16 protein-coding genes and 1 tRNA gene are annotated in these 21,113 nt (G+C 67.2%); 13 read left to right on the top strand and 4 right to left on the bottom strand.

Annotation, left to right across the window (positions count from 1 at the left end; genetic code table 11):
- The first annotated feature begins 77 nt into the window (after positions 1-77).
- Positions 78-2,003, top strand: coding sequence for an aconitate hydratase (locus tag DESTE_RS16075; RefSeq protein WP_035068828.1), 1,926 nt, complete (start codon positions 78-80; stop codon positions 2,001-2,003).
- A gap of 116 nt (positions 2,004-2,119) precedes the next feature.
- The gene (locus DESTE_RS16080; RefSeq protein ID WP_035068830.1) at positions 2,120-4,012 is read left to right on the top strand and encodes a peptidylprolyl isomerase; all 1,893 of its coding nucleotides are present in this window, start codon (positions 2,120-2,122) and stop codon (positions 4,010-4,012) included.
- 99 nt (positions 4,013-4,111) lie between these two features.
- Here the strand turns inward: DESTE_RS16080 and DESTE_RS16085 are convergent, their stop codons facing one another.
- Entirely contained in the window at positions 4,112-4,447 is a 336-nt protein-coding gene (locus DESTE_RS16085) for a hypothetical protein (protein WP_051384515.1), read from the bottom strand.
- Between the two features lie 281 nt (positions 4,448-4,728).
- Between DESTE_RS16085 and DESTE_RS16090 the strand changes: the two genes are divergently transcribed.
- The 6 genes from DESTE_RS16090 (at position 4,729) to DESTE_RS16115 (ending at position 11,337) form a co-directional block, all read left to right on the top strand.
- The gene (locus DESTE_RS16090) at positions 4,729-5,655 is read left to right on the top strand and encodes an AraC family transcriptional regulator (RefSeq protein ID WP_156925397.1); all 927 of its coding nucleotides are present in this window, start codon (positions 4,729-4,731) and stop codon (positions 5,653-5,655) included.
- Positions 5,656-5,877: 222 nt separating this feature from the next.
- The gene (gpt, locus tag DESTE_RS16095; protein WP_035068839.1) at positions 5,878-6,369 is read left to right on the top strand and encodes a xanthine phosphoribosyltransferase; all 492 of its coding nucleotides are present in this window, start codon (positions 5,878-5,880) and stop codon (positions 6,367-6,369) included.
- Between the two features lie 135 nt (positions 6,370-6,504).
- Complete coding sequence (locus DESTE_RS16100; protein ID WP_035068842.1) at positions 6,505-7,662, top strand: BMP family ABC transporter substrate-binding protein; 1,158 nt, start codon at positions 6,505-6,507, stop codon at positions 7,660-7,662.
- 28 nt (positions 7,663-7,690) lie between these two features.
- Positions 7,691-8,764 carry an ABC transporter permease gene (locus tag DESTE_RS16105; RefSeq protein WP_035068845.1) on the top strand — a complete coding sequence of 358 codons (1,074 nt, stop codon included), beginning with the start codon at positions 7,691-7,693 and terminating at the stop codon, positions 8,762-8,764.
- Positions 8,765-8,771: 7 nt separating this feature from the next.
- Positions 8,772-9,692: an ABC transporter permease gene (locus DESTE_RS16110; RefSeq protein WP_035070717.1), complete on the top strand. Its 921-nt coding sequence runs from the start codon at positions 8,772-8,774 to the stop codon at positions 9,690-9,692.
- A 4-nt stretch (positions 9,693-9,696) separates the two neighbouring features.
- On the top strand, positions 9,697-11,337 hold the full coding sequence (locus DESTE_RS16115; protein ID WP_035068848.1) for an ABC transporter ATP-binding protein: 1,641 nt from the start codon (positions 9,697-9,699) through the stop codon (positions 11,335-11,337).
- 110 nt (positions 11,338-11,447) lie between these two features.
- Here DESTE_RS16115 and DESTE_RS16120 read toward each other — a convergent pair whose 3' ends face one another.
- On the bottom strand, positions 11,448-11,765 hold the full coding sequence (locus tag DESTE_RS16120; protein WP_035068851.1) for a zinc ribbon domain-containing protein: 318 nt from the start codon (positions 11,763-11,765) through the stop codon (positions 11,448-11,450).
- A 357-nt stretch (positions 11,766-12,122) separates the two neighbouring features.
- Here DESTE_RS16120 and DESTE_RS16125 point away from each other — a divergent pair, with 357 nt between their 5' ends.
- Together DESTE_RS16125 and DESTE_RS16130 are read left to right on the top strand one after the other, a co-directional pair.
- A complete protein-coding gene (locus DESTE_RS16125; protein ID WP_035068854.1) occupies positions 12,123-12,710 on the top strand; it encodes a DJ-1/PfpI family protein in 588 nt (195 codons plus the stop codon).
- A 339-nt stretch (positions 12,711-13,049) separates the two neighbouring features.
- Positions 13,050-13,895: a dienelactone hydrolase family protein gene (locus tag DESTE_RS16130; protein ID WP_051384516.1), complete on the top strand. Its 846-nt coding sequence runs from the start codon at positions 13,050-13,052 to the stop codon at positions 13,893-13,895.
- Positions 13,896-14,052: 157 nt separating this feature from the next.
- Here DESTE_RS16130 and DESTE_RS16135 read toward each other — a convergent pair whose 3' ends face one another.
- On the bottom strand, positions 14,053-15,105 hold the full coding sequence (locus DESTE_RS16135) for a phosphodiester glycosidase family protein (protein WP_245590879.1): 1,053 nt from the start codon (positions 15,103-15,105) through the stop codon (positions 14,053-14,055).
- A gap of 576 nt (positions 15,106-15,681) precedes the next feature.
- Between DESTE_RS16135 and metF the strand changes: the two genes are divergently transcribed.
- Both metF and DESTE_RS16145 read left to right on the top strand, forming a co-directional pair.
- The gene (gene metF / locus DESTE_RS16140) at positions 15,682-16,557 is read left to right on the top strand and encodes a methylenetetrahydrofolate reductase [NAD(P)H] (protein WP_035068858.1); all 876 of its coding nucleotides are present in this window, start codon (positions 15,682-15,684) and stop codon (positions 16,555-16,557) included.
- A 644-nt stretch (positions 16,558-17,201) separates the two neighbouring features.
- Positions 17,202-18,227, top strand: a complete 1,026-nt coding sequence (locus DESTE_RS16145; protein WP_084559596.1) for a glycosyltransferase family 9 protein — start codon at positions 17,202-17,204, stop codon at positions 18,225-18,227.
- 481 nt (positions 18,228-18,708) lie between these two features.
- Here the strand turns inward: DESTE_RS16145 and DESTE_RS16150 are convergent.
- A tRNA-Lys gene (locus DESTE_RS16150) sits at positions 18,709-18,784 on the bottom strand.
- A gap of 248 nt (positions 18,785-19,032) precedes the next feature.
- Here DESTE_RS16150 and DESTE_RS16155 point away from each other — a divergent pair.
- On the top strand, positions 19,033-21,015 hold the full coding sequence (locus DESTE_RS16155; RefSeq protein ID WP_245590880.1) for a protein-disulfide reductase DsbD family protein: 1,983 nt from the start codon (positions 19,033-19,035) through the stop codon (positions 21,013-21,015).
- Positions 21,016-21,113 lie beyond the last annotated feature (98 nt).

The following is a 21,113-nucleotide window of genomic DNA, read 5'->3' on the forward strand; positions in this document are numbered from 1 at the left end:
GCCCGCCGGACGAACCAGCTTACGGGCGGCGCGGGTGCGCACGCCATACCGGCAACGCCGAATCCACGAGGGGTAGCATGTCCATGAACCTTACGCAGAAGATCATCGCGGCGCATCTCGTCAGCGGAGAGATGGCCCCCGGGGCCGAAATCGGCCTGCGCATCGACCAGACCCTGACCCAGGACGCCACCGGCACCATGGCCTACCTGCAATTCGAGGCCATGGGCGTTGACCGCGTGCGCACCGACCTTTCGGTGAGCTACGTGGACCACAACACCCTGCAGATGGGCTTCCGCAACCCGGACGACCACCGCTTTCTGCGAACCGTGGCCGCCAGGCACGGCGTGATCTTCTCGCCCCCCGGCACCGGCATCTGTCACCAGCTGCATCTGGAAAATTTCGCGCTGCCCGGCGCAACGCTGGTCGGCTCCGACAGCCACACCCCCACGGCGGGCGGCATCGGCAGCCTGGCCATGGGCGCGGGCGGTCTTTCCGTGGCCCTGGCCATGGCGGGCGAACCGTACTTCATCTCCATGCCCCGCGTGGTCAAGGTGCGCCTGGAAGGCCGCCTGACCGGCTGGGCGTCGGCCAAGGACGTCATCCTGCACCTGCTCGGGCTGCTCACGGTCAAGGGCGGGGTGGGCAAGGTGTTCGAATTCGCCGGGCCGGGCGTGGCCACCCTGAGCGTGCCCGAGCGCGCGGTGATCACCAACATGGGCGCGGAACTGGGCGCCACGGCGTCCCTGTTCCCCAGCGACGAGCGCACCCGCGCCTTCCTGGCCTCCATGGACCGCGAGGGCGACTGGAAGGAACTCCGCGCAGACGCTGACGCCGCCTACGACGACGAAATCGTCATCGACCTTTCCGCGCTGGTGCCGCTGGTGGCCCAGCCGCACATGCCCGACCGGGTGGTGCCCGTGGCCGAACTGGCGGGCCTTTCCGTGGATCAGGTGGCCATCGGTTCGTGCACCAACTCGTCCTATGCCGACATGCGCATGGTGGCCGAGGTGCTGCGCGGCAAGCTGGTGCACGTGGGCACCGACACCATGGTCTCGCCCGGCTCCAAGCAGGTGCTGAAGATGCTGGCCGCCGAAGGGCTGGTGGAGCCGCTGCTGGACGCGGGCGTGCGCATTCTTGAATGTTCGTGCGGGCCGTGCATCGGCATGGGCGGCTCGCCCGTGTCGGGCGGGGTCAGCGTGCGCACCTTCAACCGCAACTTCGAAGGCCGCAGCGGCACCAAGGACGCCAGGGTGTACCTGGTCTCGCCGCTTACCGCCGCCATGGCCGCGCTGCAGGGGCAGTTCACCGACCCGGCCACCTGGGGCACGCCCCCGGCCCAGCCGGAACTGCCTGCCAAGGCGCCCTCCATCCGCCACCTGTTCGTCTTCCCGCCCGAGGACGGCAGCGGCGTTGAAGTGCTGCGCGGGCCCAACATCGTGGCGCTGGAACAGTTCACCGCCATGGACGACACGGTGACCGCGCCGGTGGTCATCAAGCTCGGCGACGACATCACCACCGACCACATCATGCCCGCCGGGGCGGAGATCACCTCGTTGCGCTCCAACGTGCCCGCCATCGCGCAGCACGTGTTCGGCCGGGTCGACGCGGATTTCGTGGCCCGCGCCAAGGTGGCGGGCGTCGGGGTCATCGTGGCCGGGGACAACTACGGCCAGGGCTCCAGCCGCGAGCACGCCGCGCTGGCTCCGCGCCATCTGGGCATTCGCGCGGTCATCGTGCGTTCGCTGGCGCGCATCCACCGGGCCAACCTGGTGAACTTCGGCATCCTGCCGCTGATCCTGTGCGACCGGGCCGACTACGACAGGCTGGCCGTGGGCGGTACGGTGACCATTCCCGCTGCGACCATCACCGCGGGAGGAGAGGTGGACGTGCAGGTGGAGGGCGTGGGCGCCATCCGCGTGCGGAACGATTTGACGCAGAAGGAATTGGATATTATCCGGGCAGGCGGATTGCTGAACCACGTCCGCCTTTCCAGAAAACAGTAGGGTGTCCTTGCCGGGGTTCCGCACGGAACCTCCGGCACCCCCGGCCCCCCGACGCAACCGCTTGCAACGACGGACGCACCGGGGGGCATTGGCGCACACCGCAATGGAGTTTCTCAATGCTTGAACTGATCCGTGCCCACGCGCAGTCGTGGGGCGTGAAGATCGCCTTCGGCGTGATCATCCTCGTATTCGTCTTCTGGGGCGTGGGCTCCATGAACAACAGTTCGTCAGGCGCCCTTGCCACGGTGAACAGGAAGTCCATCCTGCTCCAGGAGTTCGGGCGCGAATACGAGCGCCAGGTGGAGGCGCTGCGCAGCCGCTACCCCGGCATCACTGCCGAGGACATGAAGCAGATGGGCCTCAAGCGCCAGGTGTTGCAGTCCATGATCACCGAACGCCTGCTGACCGACGAGGCCGCGCGCGTCGGGCTTTCGGTGTCGCCGGTGGAACTGCGCCGCTCCATCGAGTCCATATCGGCCTTCCGCAACGGCGACGGCAAGTTCGACGCCGAGGTGTACCGTTCCGTGCTCAAGGGCCAGCAGACCACCCCCGGTCGCTTCGAGGACGGCATCCGCCACGACATGCTGCTGCAGAAGCTGCGCGACCGGGTCACCTCGCCCGCTTCGGTCACCGATGAAGAAGCCCGCGCCCTGTTCGACTACGGTCGTGAGCGCCGGACCATCGAATACATGCTGTTTCCGCTGGAAGACTACGTGCTCAAGGTGACTCCCACCGACGAGCAGATCGCGGAACGCTACAACGAGAACATGGATGCCTGGCGCAACCCCCAGCGCATCAGCCTGGACGCGGTCACCCTGACCCCGGCCAGCCTGGCCGCCAGCGTGGAGATTCCCGAATCGGCCATCGCCGCTTTCTACGCGGATAACGCCGAAACGTATTTCGTGGAGCCGGAGCGCGTGCGCGCCCGCCACATCCTGTTCATGGCCCAGGAAGGGGCGAGCAAGGAAGAGGATGCCGCGGCCCACGCCAAGGCCGAGGACGTCATTGCCCAGTTGAAGAAGGGCAAGGACTTTGCCACGCTGGCCACGAAATTGTCCGACGACAAGGGCAGCGGCGCGCAGGGCGGCGACCTTGGCTGGTTCACCAAGGGCCAGATGGTGCCCCCCTTCGAGGAAGCCGCGTTTGCCCTGAAGCCCGGCGAGGTCAGCGCGCCCGTGCGTACCGCCTTTGGCTGGCACGTCATCAAGCTGGAAGCGCACGAAGCCCAGCGCACCCGTGCCCTGGACGAAGTGCGCGGTGAGATCCGCCAGCGCCTGGGCGAGGAGAAGGCCTCCGAACGGATGCACGACGCCCTGGATACCGCGCTGGAAATGGCGGGCGCGGGCAAGTCCATCGACGACATCGCCAAGGCGCTGAAGCTGGAGCACAAGCCCACCGGCCTGTTCTCGCGGGCGGATGCGGGCGCCGCGGTCGGCCTGAAGGGTCAGTCCGTGGGCACCGCCTTCACCACCCCGGCCGGCACGGTCATCGACACCCCCCTGGAAGTCGAGGGCGGGTACATGATCGCCGCCGTGCTGGAATCTCAGCCGGAAAGCGTGACCCCGCTGGAAAAGGTGAAGGAAGAAGTGGCCGCCCAGGTGCGCCGTATCGAAGGCGCCAAGCTGGCGGTGAAGGCCGCGCAGGAAGCCGGGGCCACGTTGGCCGATGGCGTGCCCGCCGAGCTTGCCGCCAGGGTGAAGGCCGCCGATCCCTTCGGTCGCAACGGCGTCATCGCCCCCTTCGGCCAGAGCCGTGCGCTGGTGGATGCCGCCTTTGCCGCCGCCCCCGGCGTCTGGCAGCCCGCCCCGGTGGATACCTCGTCCGGCGCCGTGCTGTTCCGGGTCAAGGACGTGCAGCGCCCCACCGACGCCGAATGGACCGCCGCCGCTGAAACGGTGCGCGCCACCGTGTTGTCCGCCAAGCGTGAGGAACTGTTCCGCGTGTTCGTGGGCGAGCTTTCCGCCGTCGCCAAGATCGAACTGCGCAACGCCAAGCTGCTCGACGACTGATCTTCAAGCGCCAACAGGATACGCACAAGGCCGCCCCTCCTCACGGAAGGGCGGCCTTTCTCGTTGCACGCGGAGCCTGCCGGCTGTGGCGTTCCTGCGTCAGCAGGTACAGCCGGGGCGCAGCAGTTCCTCGCGCACGCAGGGGGTGATGTCGTTGGCGTAGTGCAGGTACACTCCTTCCACACCCGCCAGGGGTGTCCAGTAGGTGTCGATGAAGCGCTTTCCTGCTTCGTTGTAGCTCAGGCTGCGGACGCAGGCATTGTCGCGCACGGCCTGGTTGGCCCTGCATGCGGCGCAGGGCTTTTCCGGGCCACACAGGGTGAAGCACTTGCGTCCCGGCTCGATGCCAGCGGCCAGTGCCGCCGCGTTGGCGGCCACGATGGTGCGGTTGGACCGGGTGAGCATGACCGGGGATGGGTGCTTGTCCCACATCATGTGAAAGGCTTCCAGAATGTTGGGTGCAATGTCGCCGGGTGTCGCGGCGGCGTGGGGCTAGTCGAGGGGGGCCATGTGTCCTCCGTGTCTTGCGGGTATTGCCGGTGGCAGGGGCGGGGCCGGGGGGGGCGATGCAGGTGGTGCTGGCGCATCGCCTGGGGTATGCTGCGACATGGATGCCAGTTCGGGGCATTTTTAATTACCCTGAATGCCATGCTATGCAATGAACATCAGGGAGTGAATTGCCGATTGGCCACAATGCTTACCTGATCGGACAGAAGATGTTCTGGAGTTTTTCCCTTACCCTCGCGGAATCCACCGCATGGCACACCCACGACGTGTACGAGTTCGTGCTGTGCCGTTCCGGCAGCGGCCTGCTGTTGCTGGACAGCGGTGAGGTGGTACTGGCAAAGGGGCGTACCGTGCTGGTGGCTCCGCGCGTGCGGCATCGCTATGTCTTTGGCCGGGGCGAATCCGTCGGGCTGAAAGTGGTGTGCCTGACCCAGGGGGACATGGCCACCCAGCTTTCCCCCGCGCAGGTTGCCGCCCTCATGGCGCCGCAACCGACGGGCTGTTCCATGGTGGAACACCATGCCGACGCCGCCCGGTTGTGGGATACGGCGGACATGATCCCCGACGGCATCGGACGGGACGAAGGGGTGGACGTGCCGGTGGCGTGGGGGGCCATCGGCCTGCTGTTGGCCTTTCACGTGCGGGACATGCAGGCGGGTGGCGATGCCAGGGCACGCCACAACGACGCCATGCGCGGGGTGCGCGGCTGGCTGGATGCCCATCTGGCCCAGCCGGTGGACCTGGATGGACTGGCTGCCCGGTTCGGCCTGTCGCGCAGCCTGCTGACGCGCGAATTCCGGCGCCATGCGGGCGCCAGCGTGGTGGAATACGTGAACACCCGCCGTCTGGAAAAGGCCGGGGGCGAACTGGCGGAATCGGACCGGGGCATCGCCGAGGTGGCGCTGCGTTGCGGCTTTGCAAGCCTGCCCAATTTCTATCGCCGGTTCCGGGCGCTGTACGGAGTGACCCCTGCGGAGTTCCGGCGGGTTGTCGCCGAGAATGCCGGTTTTGGTGCCGGGGGCAATGGGGGTGTCGCGCCAACGGTGCGGCCAGCCGTGCGGCCAGCCGTGCGGGCAGCCGTGCGGTCAGACGTGCGGCCAGACGCAGGGGTGGGCCCGGAGGCGGGCAGGGGGTGAGCCGGGGGCAGGTCTGGACAGGTCCCAATTGGGTCCCAGGAAATCCAGCCGGACTTCAGTCGGGCTCCCGGCAGGTCCGCGTCGACCACGCCCCGGCCAGGGTAAGCGCTTGACAGCAGGGGCGGGGCAGGGCAAGGGAGGCGTCACCCGCAACGGGAGCCGGAAGACGCGCCGCATGGCAGGCCGCGTCCGCCCCGACTCCGCAACCCGCAGGAACCCCACGTGCGCACCGCAGACTCCTACCGCAAGGTCTTTCCCGTCACCTGGGAACAGCTTCACCGCGACGCCAAGGCGCTGTCGTGGCGGCTGCTGGAGAAAGGGCCCTGGAAAGGCATCATCGCCATCACCCGCGGGGGCCTGGTGCCCGCCGCCATCATCGCCCGTGAAGTGGGGGTGCACCTCATCGATACGGTGTGCATCACCAGCTACAAGTGGCAGGATCAGTCCAGCCGCCTGGAAGTGCTGAAGGGCGTGCAGGGCGACGGCGCGGGCTGGCTGATGGTGGACGACCTGGTGGACACCGGCCGCACGGCCAAGGCGGTGCGGGAAATGCTGCCCAAGGCCCACTTCGCCACCGTGTACGCCAAGCCCGAGGGACGCCCCCTGGTGGACACCTACATCACCGAAGTCAGCCAGGATACATGGATTCTTTTTCCGTGGGACTCGGAGGTGCAGTACGTGCAGCCCCTTGTCAACCAGCGGGAAGCGGGCTAAAAATCATTTTTTCCGCATCAGCGCTGGCCTGCTGCCCGCAAGGCGTCGGGCCGCGGTCTTTTGTACTTTGGCGGACGGGTGTTCCCGTTCGCAGCCGTATACCGTTCCATTCACCAAGCCCCGAGGAGGCTCCCGATGCGCAAATCCGTATCCGCGATGTTGCTGGTTGCCGCCATGTTGCTCATGGCCGCGCTGACCGGCTGCGGCGAAGACAAGAAGCCTGCCGAGGCCCCCAAGGCCGAGCAGAAGCCCGCCGCCGCCGCGCCCGCCCCGGCTGCCGCACCGGCACCCGCTCCTGTGAAGGAAATGCAGGTCGGCTTCGTCTACGTTTCGCCCGTGGGCGACGTGGGCTGGTCGTGGGCCCATGACCAGGCCCGCAAGGCCATCGCGGAAATGCCCGGCGTGACCACCTCGTTCGTGGAATCGGTGCCCGAAGGGGCCGACGCCGAACGCGTCATCCAGAACATGGCGCGCAAGGGTTTCGACATCATCTTCACCACCAGCTTCGGGTACATGGACCCCACGCTGAAGGTGGCGGAGCAGTTCCCCAACATTACCTTCATGCATTGCTCGGGCTACAAGACCGCGCCCAACATGAGCAACTACTTTGGCCGCATGTACCAGGCCCGCTACCTGACCGGCATGGTGGCCGGCGCCATGACCAGGTCGAACATCCTCGGCTACGTGGCTGCCTTCCCCATCCCCGAGGTGATTCGCGGCATCAACGCCTACACCCTGGGCGTGCGCGCCGTGAACCCCAAGGCCGAAGTGCGCGTGGTGTGGACCAAGACCTGGTACGACCCCGCCACCGAAAAGGAAGCCGCCAAGAGCCTGCTGGACGTGGGCGCAGACGTCATCGCCCAGCATCAGGATTCCCCCGGCCCGCAGGAAGCGGCCCAGGAACGCGGCGTGTACTCCGTGGGCTACAACTCGGACATGAGCCACTTCGCCCCCAAGTCGCTGCTGACCTCCGCCGTGTGGAACTGGACCCCGTTCTACAAGGACGTGGTGGAAAAGGTCCGCAAGGGTGAATGGAAGTCCGGTGCGTTCTGGCCCGGCATGGAAAGCGGCATCGTGGGCATCGCCCCCTACGGCGACATGGTGCCGCAGGACGTGCGTTCCAAGGTGGACGCGCGCAAGGCCGAGATCGTGGCGGGCGCCTACAAGGTGTTCTCCGGCCCGGTCAAGGACCAGAACGGCGCCGTGCGCGTACCCGAAGGCCAGGTGCTTTCCGATCAGGACATGCTGGGCATGACCTGGTTCGTGGAAGGCGTGGTCGGTTCCACCCAGTAGCCGCGCCAAGAACCGGAGCCCCCTGTCCATGTTCCTACCCAGAGTCGTGAAACGGCAGGAGCCCCTTCAGTGGGGCTCCTTTTTCATTTTCGCGGTGGCCCTTGTCGTATCGCTGGGGGTCAGCTGCGCGTTGCTCGCCGTGCATGGCAAGCCGCCGCTGAAGGCGCTGGCGGTCCTGTGGTCGGGCGGTTTCGGCGGTCCCTTCGCGCTGGAAGACACGCTGCTCAAATCCATCCCCATCTTCCTGTGCTCGCTGGGGGTGGCGGTGTCGTTCCGCATGCAGGTGTGGAACATCGGCGCGGAAGGGCAGTTCGCCCTGGGCGCCGTGGGCGCCACGTGGGCGGTGCTGGCCTTTCCGGGCCTGCCCATGTGGGCCATGATGCCGGTGATGTTCCTGTGCGCCGCCGTGGCGGGCGGGCTGTGGGCGGCGGTGCCCGCCGTGCTGCGCCTGCGCTTCGGCATGAACGAGATCATCTCCACGCTGATGTTCAACTACATCGGCATCCTGTTTCTGCAATTTCTTGTCTATGGCGTGTGGAAGGACCCGACCAGCTTCGGCTTTCCCATGACGCCCATCTTTCCCAAGGCCGCCATCATCGGCCCCATAGCCCCGGCCACCCTGGGACGGGTGCACTGGGGCCTTGCGGTGTGCGCGGGCGTGGCCGTGTTGCTGGCCGTGTTCCTGAAGCGCACCCGCCTCGGTTTCGAACTGCTGGCCGGGGGCGAAAACCCCCGCGCCGCGCGCTATGCCCGCATGCCCTACAACCTGCTGGTGCTGCTGGTCATGTCGCTGTGCGGCGCGCTGGCTGGCTTTGCCGGGTGCATCGAAACGTCGGCCACGGTAAACCGCCTGCAACCCAGCATCATGGTGGGCTACGGGTACACCGCCATCGTGGTGGCCTGGCTGTCGCGCCTGCGGGTCAGTTCCATCGCCTGTTTCGCCTTTCTGCTGGCGGGGCTGCGCGTGGGCGTGGAGCATCTGCAACTGGACTTGCAGGTGCCCGCCGCCTTCGGGGGCATTCTTGAAGGCATGATCCTGCTTTCGGTGCTGGCCGGGCAGTTCTTCGACCACTACCGCTTCACGCTGAAGGGGAGGAGCTAGCATGGACATGGATACCGCGCTGCTGCTCTCCATCCTGGCCGCCACCGTGCAGTCGGGCACGCCCATCCTGTACGCCACCCTGGGCGAGATGTTCACCGAACGCTCCGGCGTGCTGAACCTGGGCGTGGAGGGCATGATGATCGTGGGGGCGTTCACCGGGTTTCTGACCACCCATCTCACCGGAAGCCCGTGGGCCGGGGTGCTGGCCGCCGGGCTGTGCGGGGGCGGACTTTCGCTGCTGCACGGGGTGGTCTGCCTGATCTTTCAGGGCAACCAGGTGGTGTCCGGCCTTGCGCTGACCATCCTGGGGCTGGGGCTGGCCGACTTTCTGGGCACGCCGTACGTGGGCATCACCACCACCGGCTTCCAGGCCTTCGCCGTGCCGGTGCTGTCGGACATTCCCGTACTGGGCGCCATCTTTTTCCGGCACGACGCGCTGGTCTACCTGTCGTACCTGTTGCCGCCGCTGTTCTGGCTGTTCATGGCCCGCACCCGTCCGGGGCTGGCCCTGCGCGCCGCCGGGGAACACCCCGCAGCCGCATCCGCCGCCGGGCTTTCGCCGGTGCGCATCCGCTGGTGCGGCATCTTCACGGGCGGTTTTCTGGCCGGTATCGGCGGGGCCTACCTGTCGCTGGCCTACACCCACCTGTGGACCAACAACATGACTTCGGGGCGCGGCTGGATTGCCGTGGCGCTGGTCATCTTCGCCTTCTGGCGGCCTGGCCGCGCCGTGTTCGGCGCGTACCTGTTCGGCGGGGTGATGGCCCTGCAACTGCGCTTGCAGGCCATGGGGGCCAACCTGCCTTCGTCGCTGATGCTCATGCTGCCCTACGCGCTGACCGTGCTGGTGCTGCTGGCCTCGTCGGCGCGCGGTGGCGGGCGCGCCGCGCCCGCCGCGCTGGGCGTGAACATCGAGCCCGAGGAATGATGCCATGAGCGATACGCCGCATACCCCCGCCGCCGTGGCACGGAAAACGCCCCGGCGCGCCCGCGAGGCGCACGCCCACCTGCCGCCCGTGGTGCGCCTGGACGGCATCTGCAAGTCGTTCGGCAAGGTGCGCGCCAACCACGACATCACGCTGGACATCCGCCCCGGCTGCATCAAGGCCCTGCTTGGCGAGAACGGTGCGGGCAAGTCCACCCTCATGTCCATTCTGGCAGGCAAGCTGCGCCAGGATGCAGGTTCCATCATGGTGGACGGCGCGCCCACGGTGTTCGCTTCGCCGCGTGACGCCCTGCGCGCGGGCATCGGCATGGTCTACCAGCACTTCATGCTGGTGGATTCCATGACCGTGGCCGAAAACGTGCTGCTGGGCCAGTCACCCGACATGGTGCTGCGGCCCGCCCGCATGCGCGACGAGGTTGCCGCCTTGGCCGAACGCTACGGCCTGGCAGTTGACCCGGCGGCCCGCGTGGGCGGCCTGTCCATGGGCGAACGGCAGCGGGTGGAAATCCTGAAGCTGCTGTACCGCGACAGCCGCGTGTTGATCCTGGACGAACCGACGGCGGTGCTCACCCCGCACGAGACGGACCAGTTGTTCGAGGCCATGTGGCGCATGGCCGACCAGGGCAAGGCGCTGGTGTTCATCAGCCACAAGTTGCAGGAAGTGCTGACCGTGGCCGACGAGATCGCCATCCTGCGCCGGGGCGAGGTGGTGGACGAGTTCAGCGAGGCCGACGTGCCCAACCAGACCGTGCTGGCCAACCGCATGGTGGGGCGCGACGTGGTGTTGCAGGTGGACGCCAAGCGGCTGACCCCGGTGGACACCGTGCTGTCCGTCGAGCATCTTTCCGGTCCCGGTCTTTCCGACGTCTCGCTGGAGGTGCGGCGCGGCGAGATCGTGGCCATCGCCGGGGTGGCGGGCAACGGGCAGAAGGAACTGGTGGAAGCCATCTGCGGCCTGAACCGTCCCGAAGCGGGCGAGGTGCGCATCCTTGGCCGCCCGTGGCGCGAATTCTTTGCCGGGCCTCCCGGCAGGCGCGGGCTGGCCTACATCCCCGAGGACCGGCAGGGGCTGGCCACCTGCCGCCATCTGGACCTTGTGGACAACTTTCTGCTGACCACGCGCAACCTGTTCGCCAAGGGCGTGTTCCTGGACCGCACCGAGGCCACCAACGCCGTGAAGCGGGTGGTGTGGGAATACAACGTGCAGCCCGGCGACATCACCGCGCCCGCGCGGGCGCTTTCGGGCGGCAACCTGCAGAAGCTGGTCATAGGACGCGAGTTCTTCCGCAAGCCGGAAGTCATCGTGGCCGAAAACCCCACCCAGGGGCTGGACATTTCCGCCACCGAGGAAGTGTGGGGCAGGCTGCTGGAGGCGCGTTCCACCGCCGGGGTGCTGCTGGTCACCGGCGACCTGAACGAGGCGCTGGAACTGGCCGACCGCATCGCCGTGATGTACCGGGGCCGGTTCATCGACGCGTTCGACAAGGACGACGCCGCCAAGGTGCAGGCCATCGGCCTGATGATGGCCGGGGTGCGCCCGAATGAGGCTGGCGAGGCAGGCGAGGCTGGCGGGCCAGAAGGGGCAGGCAAGCCTGTCGAGCCGGACATGGCGGAAACGCGGGCGTAGACTGCGCGTACGAATGAAGTCAATGCAACGGCGGGCCATCCCAGTGGGGTGGCCCGCCGTTTCTTTATTGATGCAGCAGGATAAGGTGGCTGTGTGCAGATGCCGTGCGTCTAGTTGGCGCAGCCGCAACCGCCGCCGTTCCCGCCGCCGCATCCATCCGGCTTGGGGGCGACGCCGCTGGCGCAGGCGCAACCGGACGCGGGAGTGGCGGCAGTGCCTGCGCAGCCGCAGCCCGTGGCGGCCCCGGCCCCTGCGTTGCGCGGGGTGCTGGTGAACGGGCTGCCCGCGCGCAGTTTGGGAGTTGCGGCGGACATCATCCGGGTACCCTGGCCGCCGCAGGCAGGGCAGGCGCAGGTTTCGGCATCACGGGCGCACAGTTCCTCGAATACGGCGCCGCATACCTGGCAGGAAAATTCGTACATGGGCATGTGTGTGACCTTTGCGTGCCGACCGGCTTTCGACCGGTCGTGATGTGTGGTTGCGGTTGTAAGCAGCCGCTGAACGCGCTATTGATAGAATGCGCAAACACTCCCGCGCGGGGGCGTCGGCATCCATGAGCCCGTCCATGAGCCCATTATAAACATGGACCGCGTGCCGCCCGGCGGGAAATCGACCCTGCGGCGTCCCCTTGGCCTGGCGCTTCAATAATCATTTCGCGCCGGGACGCAAGCCGTGGCGCAAGCGTTGCGCCGCACCGGCGTCAGCATCCCCTCCCAACCCCCGACCGGCATGCCGGTTGCGGCGCCAAGGCCGCCCCGTGCACGTCGGCAGCAAAGGAGCACGACATGGCAGTGAAGAAGATTCTGTTCCTGGTGGGCGATTTCGTGGAAGACTACGAAGTCATGGTGCCGTTCCAGATGCTGCTCATGGTGGGCCACGACGTGCACGCGGTATGCCCCGGCAAGAAGGCGGGGCAGCAGGTGCGCACGGCGGTGCACGACTTCGAGGGCGACCAGACCTATTCAGAAAAGCCGGGCCACAATTTTACCCTGAATGCCGACTTCGACGCCGTGAACACGGCGAACTACGACGCGCTGGTGATTCCCGGCGGTCGCGCCCCGGAATACATCCGCCTGAACCCGCGCGTGGTCGAGATCGTGCGCGAGATGGCGGCGGCCAAGAAGCCGATAGCCTCGATATGCCATGGGCCGCAGTTGCTGGTAACGGCGGGCGTGGTCAAAGGGCTGACCTGCACCGCGTACCCCGCCGTGAAGCCGGACATCGAGGACGCAGGCGGCACGTGGTGCGAGGTGAATGACACGTTCACCAATGCCTGCGTGGACGGCAATATTGTCACCGCGCCCGCGTGGCCCGCGCACCCCGAGTGGATGCGCAAGTTTCTTGGGGTGCTTGGTTCGCGCATCGAACCGTAGGGGACTGCCCCAAATTGCCTTTTTGCCCGTTGGCTGCGTCAAACTTCGCCTGCCATGGCTCTGCTGTCCTTATCCGTAAAGTTCGCTACGCTCACTTAACGGCTAAGGCTCGGTCGAATACCAAAGAGCGCGTTGCGGTCCTCATCCGTAATGGCTCGAGGACTCGCCAACGGCTGAGGCATATTCCTTCATGGCAGGCTCGTTTTCCTCGCCAGCGAACAAAAAACTGGTTTGCAAACACGCCCTAGATGCTGCCCCTGCCAACGATCGAAACGCGACGTCCGGCGACCCCGCCGGACGTCGCTGCATATGGCGCATGACCGCCACCGGGGAGGCTTGATGGACAGGAAGGATGCCGGAATGGGTACGTGGAGCGGCACGGTGGGGCTGTTTGCGGATGACGATCTGGAGCGGACGGGCAGGGCGGTGACGTATGCCGCGCCTGCAAGTTCAGTCGGACCGGGCGGCGATACTGTGGATTGCGAGGGCCGTCTGTTTCTGCCGGACGGATTCGACGCGTCCAGCGGAAAAGTGGCGCACTGCGGCGTGCCCGGCGTGCTGCTGCTGCACGAGTACACCGGCCTTGGCGGCTACCTGTTCCGCAGTGCCGCGCAGTTGGTGCGGGCGGGGTATGCCGTGCTGTGCGCCGACCTGTACGGTACCGCCTTACGCCCGACGGACATCGAGCAGGCCCGGACCTGCCTGTATCCTTTGCGCAACGACCGGGCGCTGCTGCAACTGCGCGCGCGGGCCGGGCTGGACGCGCTGGCCAGCGTGCCGGGAGTGGATGCAGGACGCCTGCTGGCCATGGGCTTTTCGCTGGGCGGCGGGGCCACGCTGGAACTGGTCCGCGCTGGCGCTCCTCTGCGCGGCGCGGCCAGCATGTACGGATACCTTGCCTCGTCGCAGCAGGTGACGCCCGGCGCGGCGCATTGCCCGGTGCTGGTGCATCTGGCCGGGCGCGACCACGTCATTCCCTTGCGCGACATCGAGCCCTTTGTCCGCGAGATGACCGACGCTGGCGTGGACTGCCGGGTGTTGCTGCACGCGGGCGCGGGCCACGGCTTCTGCAACGCGGCGTACGGGACGAACTTCAATGCAGCGGCGTCGTGGCATTGCCCACGTACCGAAGCCAGGGCCTGGGGGGATGTGTTGCGCTTTTTCGCGGAGTGTCTGGAAGACTGACCCCATGGCGGAGGGGGACGGCGCAGGACGGCGGACGCGGAGGTGCAGGGCCACCGTTACTGCCACCGTCACTGCCACCGTCACTGCCGCCGGTGGGCGGGCTGGTGATGCAGGCCCGTCCGGTAAAAAACTCCCCCGGTGACGTGCGGCCCTGCCCCTAGAATTGCGGCACGGGCCTTTCGCGCCCGTCGGGGAACAGGCCGGGCTGCGGCGGCGTGGCCCGGCGCCGCGCGCCCAGCACATTGGGCAGGGGGGCAGCCGCGTTGCCGCCGCTCCAGAAGTCGGCCAGATGGCGTCCCATCCAGATGTCGCTGCGCATCGGGGTGCGCAGGTACAGCCCGGCCTGTGGTCCGCCCTCCACGTACATCACGTCGCGGATGTCGATGGGCAGCGCCAGCAGGATGGTGGCGAAGCGCCACGCCGTGAGCGGTTCGCGGCAGTGCAGGAACAGGATGGCACCGCTGCCGTCCTGGCCCACGGCGGCCACCGAATACAGCGGCCCGCCCTGCGGCCACAGGATGCGCCGGTTGGCCCCGATGAGCCGGTAGTTCTGCACCGCAGAGCGGTACTGCGGCAGCAGTTCTTCCCAGGGGTCGGCGGTGCGGTCCAATAGATCGGCCTGGGGCAGGTCGGGCGATAGCGGCCCGAACACGAAGAACGCCCCCAGGTTGCCCCCGATGCGCGGGTTGTTCAGGTGCGCGCCGTTACGCAGGTAGCCGGTGCTGGTGCGCGCGTCGGGCAGATACATGCTGGCGTTGATCACCGCGTTCAGGTCGTGGCGGCGGGCCCATTCTGTCAGCGACAGGGCGGGTTCGCCCTCTTCCGACGTGGTGTGCAGGCTGAATTCGTAGTAGGCGGGGTCGATGCGCACGGCCACGATGCGTTCGGGGCCATCGGGCGCGTCGGGCGCGGGAAAGATGCCCAGTTGCAGGCCGGTGTCCAGTTCCGTCCAGCCGGGAGACTCGTCCGTCAACGTCCCGCTCGGGCGTATTTCGTCCGCTTGCGCCGTGACCGTTGCCAGCAGCAGCCCCAGCATCGTCAGGACGCCAACTGCCCCGCGCAGGGCACGGATGCAGGCCCACGGGCGGCGGAAGCCGGATGGTGCGGGGCGCGCGGGCGCGGCAGGGAGCGATGCGGTGACGGTCATGTCGGTACGGCGGGTGTGGCTGCGCTGGGTGGCCGGGCGCCATGGAGGGGGTGCCCGGAGCATGAACGGTGCGTGCGGCAGGGGGATGCCAGATCGGGGCATACCTGGCCGGAATGGGCCAGATCGGACCAGATTGGGCAGGGAAGACAGACCGGACAGCCCCCCCGGTGCAGGCTGGCAGTGTAGGTGAAAGCCTTGCGTGGCGCAACGGGCAGGAAGGAGTCAGGCCCGGTTCCGGGGACGTCAGGTTCTGTTCCGGGGACGTCAGGCCCGGTTCCGGGGAGCGGACCCCGATTCCGGAGGCGTTGGCTGGTTCCGGTGGCGTTGGCTGGGACCGGTCCTGTTTGGGGTGGTATCAGGATTGGCAGGGCGTCCGGACGTGCTGGCTGCCGGTGGCGGAGGGTATGGTTTGATCAACATTTCAATATTGACATATCAAGATAGCTTGATATAGAGTGGCTCCATCACAGGAAGCGAGAGGGGGCCCACCCCCGGCAGCCAGAGCGGGCTGGTTTCGGTCAGGCCGTTGTCCATCCGGACGCAGCCTTGGCCCCAGCCCCGGTCGAGCAACCTTGCGCACCGCCGCCTTTCGCCCGACAGCACCCGCAGACGCCAGCCCCAGGCAGCAAAGGATACGCCGTGAAGATCAGAGACAGCATCGCCGCCAGCACCCGGCCCTTTTATTCGCTGGAATTCTTTCCCCCCAAGGAACGGGAAAACTGGCCCGGCTTCTTCGCCACCGTGGAACGGCTGAAGGCCCTGGATCCGTTGTTCGCCTCGGTCACCTACGGGGCGGGTGGTTCCACCCAGGACAACACGCTGGAAATCACCTCGCACCTCAAGAACGTCATGGGTCTCGAGCCCATGGCCCACCTGACCTGCGTGGGCGCCACGCGCGAGCGCATTGCCGACTACCTGCGCCGTCTGCGCGAAGTGAACGTGGACAACGTGCTGGCCCTGCGCGGCGATGCCCCCAAGGGGCAGGACATCGACTGGGACACGGCGGAATTTCGCTACGCCGCCGACCTGGTGCGCTTTACCCGCAGCGAGCAGCCCGACATGGGCGTGTGCGTTGCCGGGTACCCTGCGGCGCACCCCGAATCGCCCAGCTTCGCCAGTGACGTGCGCCACACGGCGGACAAGGTCAACGCGGGGGCAGACTTCATCGTCACCCAGTTGTTTTTCGACGTGCGGGAATATTTCGACTTCGTGGAGCGGCTGCGCGCCATGGGCGTGACCGTGCCGGTGCTGCCGGGCATCCTGCCCATCCAGAGCCTGGAGTCGGTGCGGCGCATCCTTTCGCTGTGCGGGGCCAACATTCCCGGCAAGCTGTATCTGGAACTGGAGGCCGCCAACGAGAAGGGCGGGGCGGAAGCCGTGAAGGAAGCGGGCATCGCCTTTGCCCAGCGGCAGATTCGTTCGCTGCTGGACGGCGGGGCTCCGGGCATCCACCTGTACACGCTGAACCGTGCCGATACCTGCCTGAGCATTGCCGAAGCGGTAGGCATGAAGTAGTGCCGCGTGGTTCGGGAACGTCCTGCGGTCGCTTGACTTTCCGTGCGGTTTCGGCAATAGCTGAATTGTTGATTGATTAAACAGTTCGTCTGCGCCACAGGGCACCGAAACGACGCGACGGACCTCACCGCACTTTCAGGCGAGGCACGGCACGGATGGCACCCGCGCCGGTCCGCGCAGGGTCGGGAACATTCGGTCATGGTACCGGCTGCGCAAGAGGGCTTGCCAGTTCCCGTCCGGCGCGGCGCGCCGCCGCCAGCGGTTCAAGGCCCCCGGAGCCGCCAGGTCTTCGGGGGCTTTTTCCGTGGTCCGGATCGTGCCGTGCCGGGTCGTGCCGGGTCGTGCCGGGTCGTGTGGGACCATGCCGTGCCGTGACACTGCCCGACCCGCTTTCCTCCCGCTCCTGCCAGCCTCTGCCAGCCTTGCCGCGTTCTTGCCGGGTTCTCCGGTTGTGCTATCCCCGTCTTCTCCTCCGCCCGCCCGCTCCCCTGGTTGACGCTCTGCACGCAAGACGGTAGCACGGCTCCATTCCAGATGGAGTATCCGTGAACAGCACCGCATCTTTTCCCCATCGCAATTCCGGGGCGTTGTCCCCCGCCGGGTATTCCGGCCCCCCCGTCCGCCCGATCATCGACCCGGCCAGCGTGCGGCGCATCCTGGTCTGCCAGTTGCGGCAGATCGGCGACGTGCTGCTGGCCACGCCTTCGCTGGAACTGCTGCACCGCCACTTTCCCGACGCGGAAGTGCACGTGCTCACCGAGCGCAAGTGCACCCCCATGCTGCAAGGCAACCCCGCCGTGCACACGGTGTGGGCCATCGACAAGAAGGGCCTGAGTTCTCTTGCCCGAGAGGTTGCCTTCTACTGGCGGGTGGCGCGCACCGGCTTTGACGTGGTGGTGGATTTTCAGCAGTTGCCGCGCTGTAGGTGGGTGGTGGCCATGTCCCGCGCCCGGGTGCGCCTGTCGTACACGCCCGCGTGGTACAACCGCTGGCTGTTCACCCACTGGGTGCGCCCCCGTGACGGGTATGCCGCCATGGCCAAGGCCAGCGTGCTGGAGCCGCTGGGCGTGCGCTGGAACGGAGAACGCCCTCGCCTGTACCTGAGCGACGCGGAGCGCGACGCCGCCAGCGGCATGCTGGCCACGCTGGGGCTGGCCCCCGGGCAGCGGCTGATAACCGTGGACCCCACGCACCGCCGCATTACCCGGCGCTGGCCTGCGGACCATTACGGCAGGCTGCTGTCGCTGGCCGCCGCACGCGATCCCTCGTTGCGCTTCATGCCCCTGTTCGGCCCCGGAGAGGAAGACGACGTGCGCGCCGTGCTCGCCGCCTGCGACTGCCCGGAAAAGGTGTTGATGCCCGACAGGATGCTGTCGCTGCGCGAAATGGCGGCCTGCATCGACCAGGCCGTGCTGCACGTGGGCAACTGCTCCGCGCCGTGCCACATCGCCGTGGCCGTGGGTACGCCCACCTTCGTGGTGCGCGGGGCCACCAGCAAGGCGTGGTCGTTCCCTGCACCGGAACATTTCCACATGGCCCTTGGGCTGGACTGCCAGCCCTGCAACCGCAACGAGTGCGCCAACCCCGACACGTTGGCCTGCCTTGTGCGCCTGACGCCGGAAGCCGTGTGCCAGGCCATGCTGGATCATCTGGATTCCGTGTCGCGTTGAGCAGCAACGGGGCAAGGGGCAGGACAGCCACGGCTGGCATGCGCTGGCGTCCGGCCTGCCCCGGAGGCGGGAGCGGCCCTGCGGTGTCAGGGCGGCACGCTCCGGTTCGACGGGCTTTTCCTGACATTATAAGGCAAAGGGTGTGTTCGGGCTTTCGCGGCGGGGGGAAAGCGGCTACTATGCCAAGGGTCTCCTGCGGTCCGACCACGCAGTTGTGCAGGACTGTCGTGCGTGCGGCATGCGGCGGACTGCGCCGGGCCTGGCGCATGGACATGTCCGTGCCCTGGCATTAGGCCCTGCATTCACCTTTGTGTGTGGCAACACGGCATGGTGGCGCCGTGACATGTCTCTGTAGTGCCATGCAGCATGGGGCAACGTGCACGTAAACATGTGGGGAATTCATGCCGTGTCACTGTCGCTTTTGTCGCCATGCAACGCAAAAACCCCGCAGCGGGTTTCCACTGCGGGGTTTCGTTTGCTCTGGTGGGCCATCAGGGACTCGAACCCCGAACCAACTGATTAAGAGTCAGCTGCTCTACCAATTGAGCTAATGGCCCAGCGCCTCAACGCGAAGGGGAAACTAAAGAGAACCCGCTCCGAAGTCAAGCGGATTTTTTCGAGGCTTTCAATATTTTTCTAAATTATGAAAAAAGAACATAAAATCAAAATGTTAAAGCACGCATTTTCTGGCATTCGGGTGTCTGCGGCGGTGCTTGTCTGGCTGCTTTGCGCGGCCTTTTCCCTGCATGCGGCCGATCTGTCCGCTCCGGAGGGTGGTTCAACCGCTCTTGGGCCTCGCCCCGAGGTGACCACCGAGGTCTTCAGGGAGGCTCGCGGGCGCGAGGACGGCGCACTGGTGGTGGTCTGGCTGGAACTGCCCGCCGGGTATCATGCCTATGCCAACGACATGGACGGCAGCGGCGGTAAGGGAAGCGGCGTGGGATTGCCCACGGTGGTCAGCCTGCGCGCAGCCTTGCCCCAGGCCCCTGCCCGGCCAACGCCTTCCGGCGGTACGCCCGACATCCTGTACCTGCCGGGCCGCGAGATCATGGACCCCTTGTCCCCCGGCCAACGGGTGCGGGTGTACGAGGGACGAGCGCCCGTGTTCGTGCGCCTGCCGCAGGATCACCTGGACCGTGACCTTATGGCCTCCGTCTCGTTGCTGCTGTGTTCCGATCGCAACTGCCTGCCGTATCGCGGCAAGGTGCCCCTGCGTGTGGAGGCTGCCGCGTTGGGGGCATTGCCTCGTGCCGACGGGCAACCATGGGCGGAACAACTGCGCGCTGCGCGTCCCGGTGTGCAGTCGGCAGCCGCCCGCACGGGTGAGGGAGAGGGCGGCGTCTCTTTTCCTGCTTCCCCGGCGCAGGGCGCGCCAGCCGCAGTGGGCGCACAGGCCGGTCAGGAGCAGGGCGACAGGGTGACCATTCCCTTCGGCAAGGGGGGGCGCTCCGTGCCTCTGCCGGGCATGCCGGACGCACAGGCAGCCGCCAACGCCACGGAAAGTGCGGTGGCTGGTGCCCAACCCGGCGCCATCCACTGGAATTTCGCGCCGCGCTATCAGGTGCCCGAACTGGAGGTTTCCGGTCTGGGCAAGGCGTTGCTGCTGGGGCTGCTGGCTGGCCTGCTGCTGAACCTGATGCCCTGCGTGCTGCCGGTGATCAGCCTGAAGCTGAGCGGCTTCGTGGCCGTGGCGGGCCTGGGGGGCGACGATGTGCGCCGGGCGCACTTCCGCGAGCACAATCTGCTGTTCGCGGCGGGGATCATGGCCTGGTTTCTGCTGCTGGCTTTCATTTTGGGCGGCGCGGGGCTGGCCTGGGGACAACTGTTCCAGCGGCCCGGTGTTGTGCTAGGCCTCTTGCTGGTGGTGTTCGCCCTTGGGCTGAGCATGTTCGGGCTGTTCACCCTGCCCGTGCTGGACCTGAAGGCCGTGGGTGCTGGCGGCTCAAGCCGGGCGCAGCCGTTCTTCACTGGGCTGGTGGCCACGCTGCTGGCCACTCCGTGCAGCGGTCCGCTGCTGGGCGGCGTGCTGGGCTGGGCCTTTCAGCAGCCGCCGGAGATCATGGCCTTCGTGTTCACCTCGGTGGGCGTGGGCATGGCCCTGCCGTACCTGGTGCTGGCGGCCCGACCGGGGCTGGTGCGCCATTTTCCCCGGCCCGGCGCGTGGACCGGCACGTTGGAACAACTGGTGGGCTTTTTCCTGATGGGCACCTCGGTGTACCTGCTGACCATCCTGCCCGATGCCTGGCTGATGCCCGCGCTGGTGACCCTGCTGGCGGTCGCCTTTGCCGCGTGGATCTGGGGGCGTTGGGGCGGGCTTGATGCCTCGCCGCGCCGTCGGACGATGGTGCGGTTGACGGCTGCGGCCCTGGTGGCGGTGGCGGTGTGGCTGTCCTTTGCCCCTTCGGCCCCGCCTGCCCGCTGGGAGCCCTTCGATCCCGCCACCTTCCGGACCATGCTGGGGCGCGAGCCGCTCATCGTGGACTTTACCGCCGACTGGTGCCCCAACTGCAAGCTGCTGGAACAGACCACCCTGTCCAGCGCGGCGGTGTCCGAATGGGCGCGCCGCCATGGCGCCCGGCTGGTGCGCGTGGACCTGACGACGGAGTCGCCCGAGGCCCAGGCCCTGTTGCGCGCGCTGGGCAGCAGCAGCATTCCCGTGGTGGCGCTGTTTCCCAAGGGACTGTTGTCCGCCTCACCGGTGGTGTTGCGCGACCTGTTCACCACCGGTCAGATGGAACAGGCCCTGCTGGAGGCATTCGGCAAGCCGAAGCAGGAGTGGGTGGACTGAGCCGATGGATTGGGCCGATGGACTGGGCCGATGGACTGAACTGGCCGAATGGCCGGGCCAGGCCGGGTCTTGAGTCTGAATGCGATGCGCCGTCCGGG

It is taken from the genome of Nitratidesulfovibrio termitidis HI1 (genome assembly GCF_000504305.1).
In the GTDB taxonomy this organism is placed as follows: domain Bacteria; phylum Desulfobacterota; class Desulfovibrionia; order Desulfovibrionales; family Desulfovibrionaceae; genus Cupidesulfovibrio; species Cupidesulfovibrio termitidis.

Excerpts from the sequence above, each read along its gene's own strand:
- DESTE_RS16075 (WP_035068828.1), top strand. The coding sequence starts at position 78 with ATGTCCATGAACCTTACGCAGAAGATCATCGCGGCGCATCTCGTCAGC.
- DESTE_RS16105 (WP_035068845.1), top strand. The coding sequence starts at position 7,691 with ATGTTCCTACCCAGAGTCGTGAAACGGCAGGAGCCCCTTCAGTGGGGC.
- DESTE_RS16120 (WP_035068851.1), bottom strand. The coding sequence starts at position 11,765 with ATGCCCATGTACGAATTTTCCTGCCAGGTATGCGGCGCCGTATTCGAG.
- DESTE_RS16085 (WP_051384515.1), bottom strand. The coding sequence starts at position 4,447 with ATGATGTGGGACAAGCACCCATCCCCGGTCATGCTCACCCGGTCCAAC.
- DESTE_RS16115 (WP_035068848.1), top strand. The coding sequence starts at position 9,697 with ATGAGCGATACGCCGCATACCCCCGCCGCCGTGGCACGGAAAACGCCC.
- DESTE_RS16130 (WP_051384516.1), top strand. The coding sequence starts at position 13,050 with ATGGACAGGAAGGATGCCGGAATGGGTACGTGGAGCGGCACGGTGGGG.
- DESTE_RS16090 (WP_156925397.1), top strand. The coding sequence starts at position 4,729 with ATGTTCTGGAGTTTTTCCCTTACCCTCGCGGAATCCACCGCATGGCAC.
- DESTE_RS16110 (WP_035070717.1), top strand. The coding sequence starts at position 8,772 with ATGGATACCGCGCTGCTGCTCTCCATCCTGGCCGCCACCGTGCAGTCG.
- DESTE_RS16125 (WP_035068854.1), top strand. The coding sequence starts at position 12,123 with ATGGCAGTGAAGAAGATTCTGTTCCTGGTGGGCGATTTCGTGGAAGAC.
- DESTE_RS16135 (WP_245590879.1), bottom strand. The coding sequence starts at position 15,105 with ATGCTCCGGGCACCCCCTCCATGGCGCCCGGCCACCCAGCGCAGCCAC.
- DESTE_RS16100 (WP_035068842.1), top strand. The coding sequence starts at position 6,505 with ATGCGCAAATCCGTATCCGCGATGTTGCTGGTTGCCGCCATGTTGCTC.
- DESTE_RS16080 (WP_035068830.1), top strand. The coding sequence starts at position 2,120 with ATGCTTGAACTGATCCGTGCCCACGCGCAGTCGTGGGGCGTGAAGATC.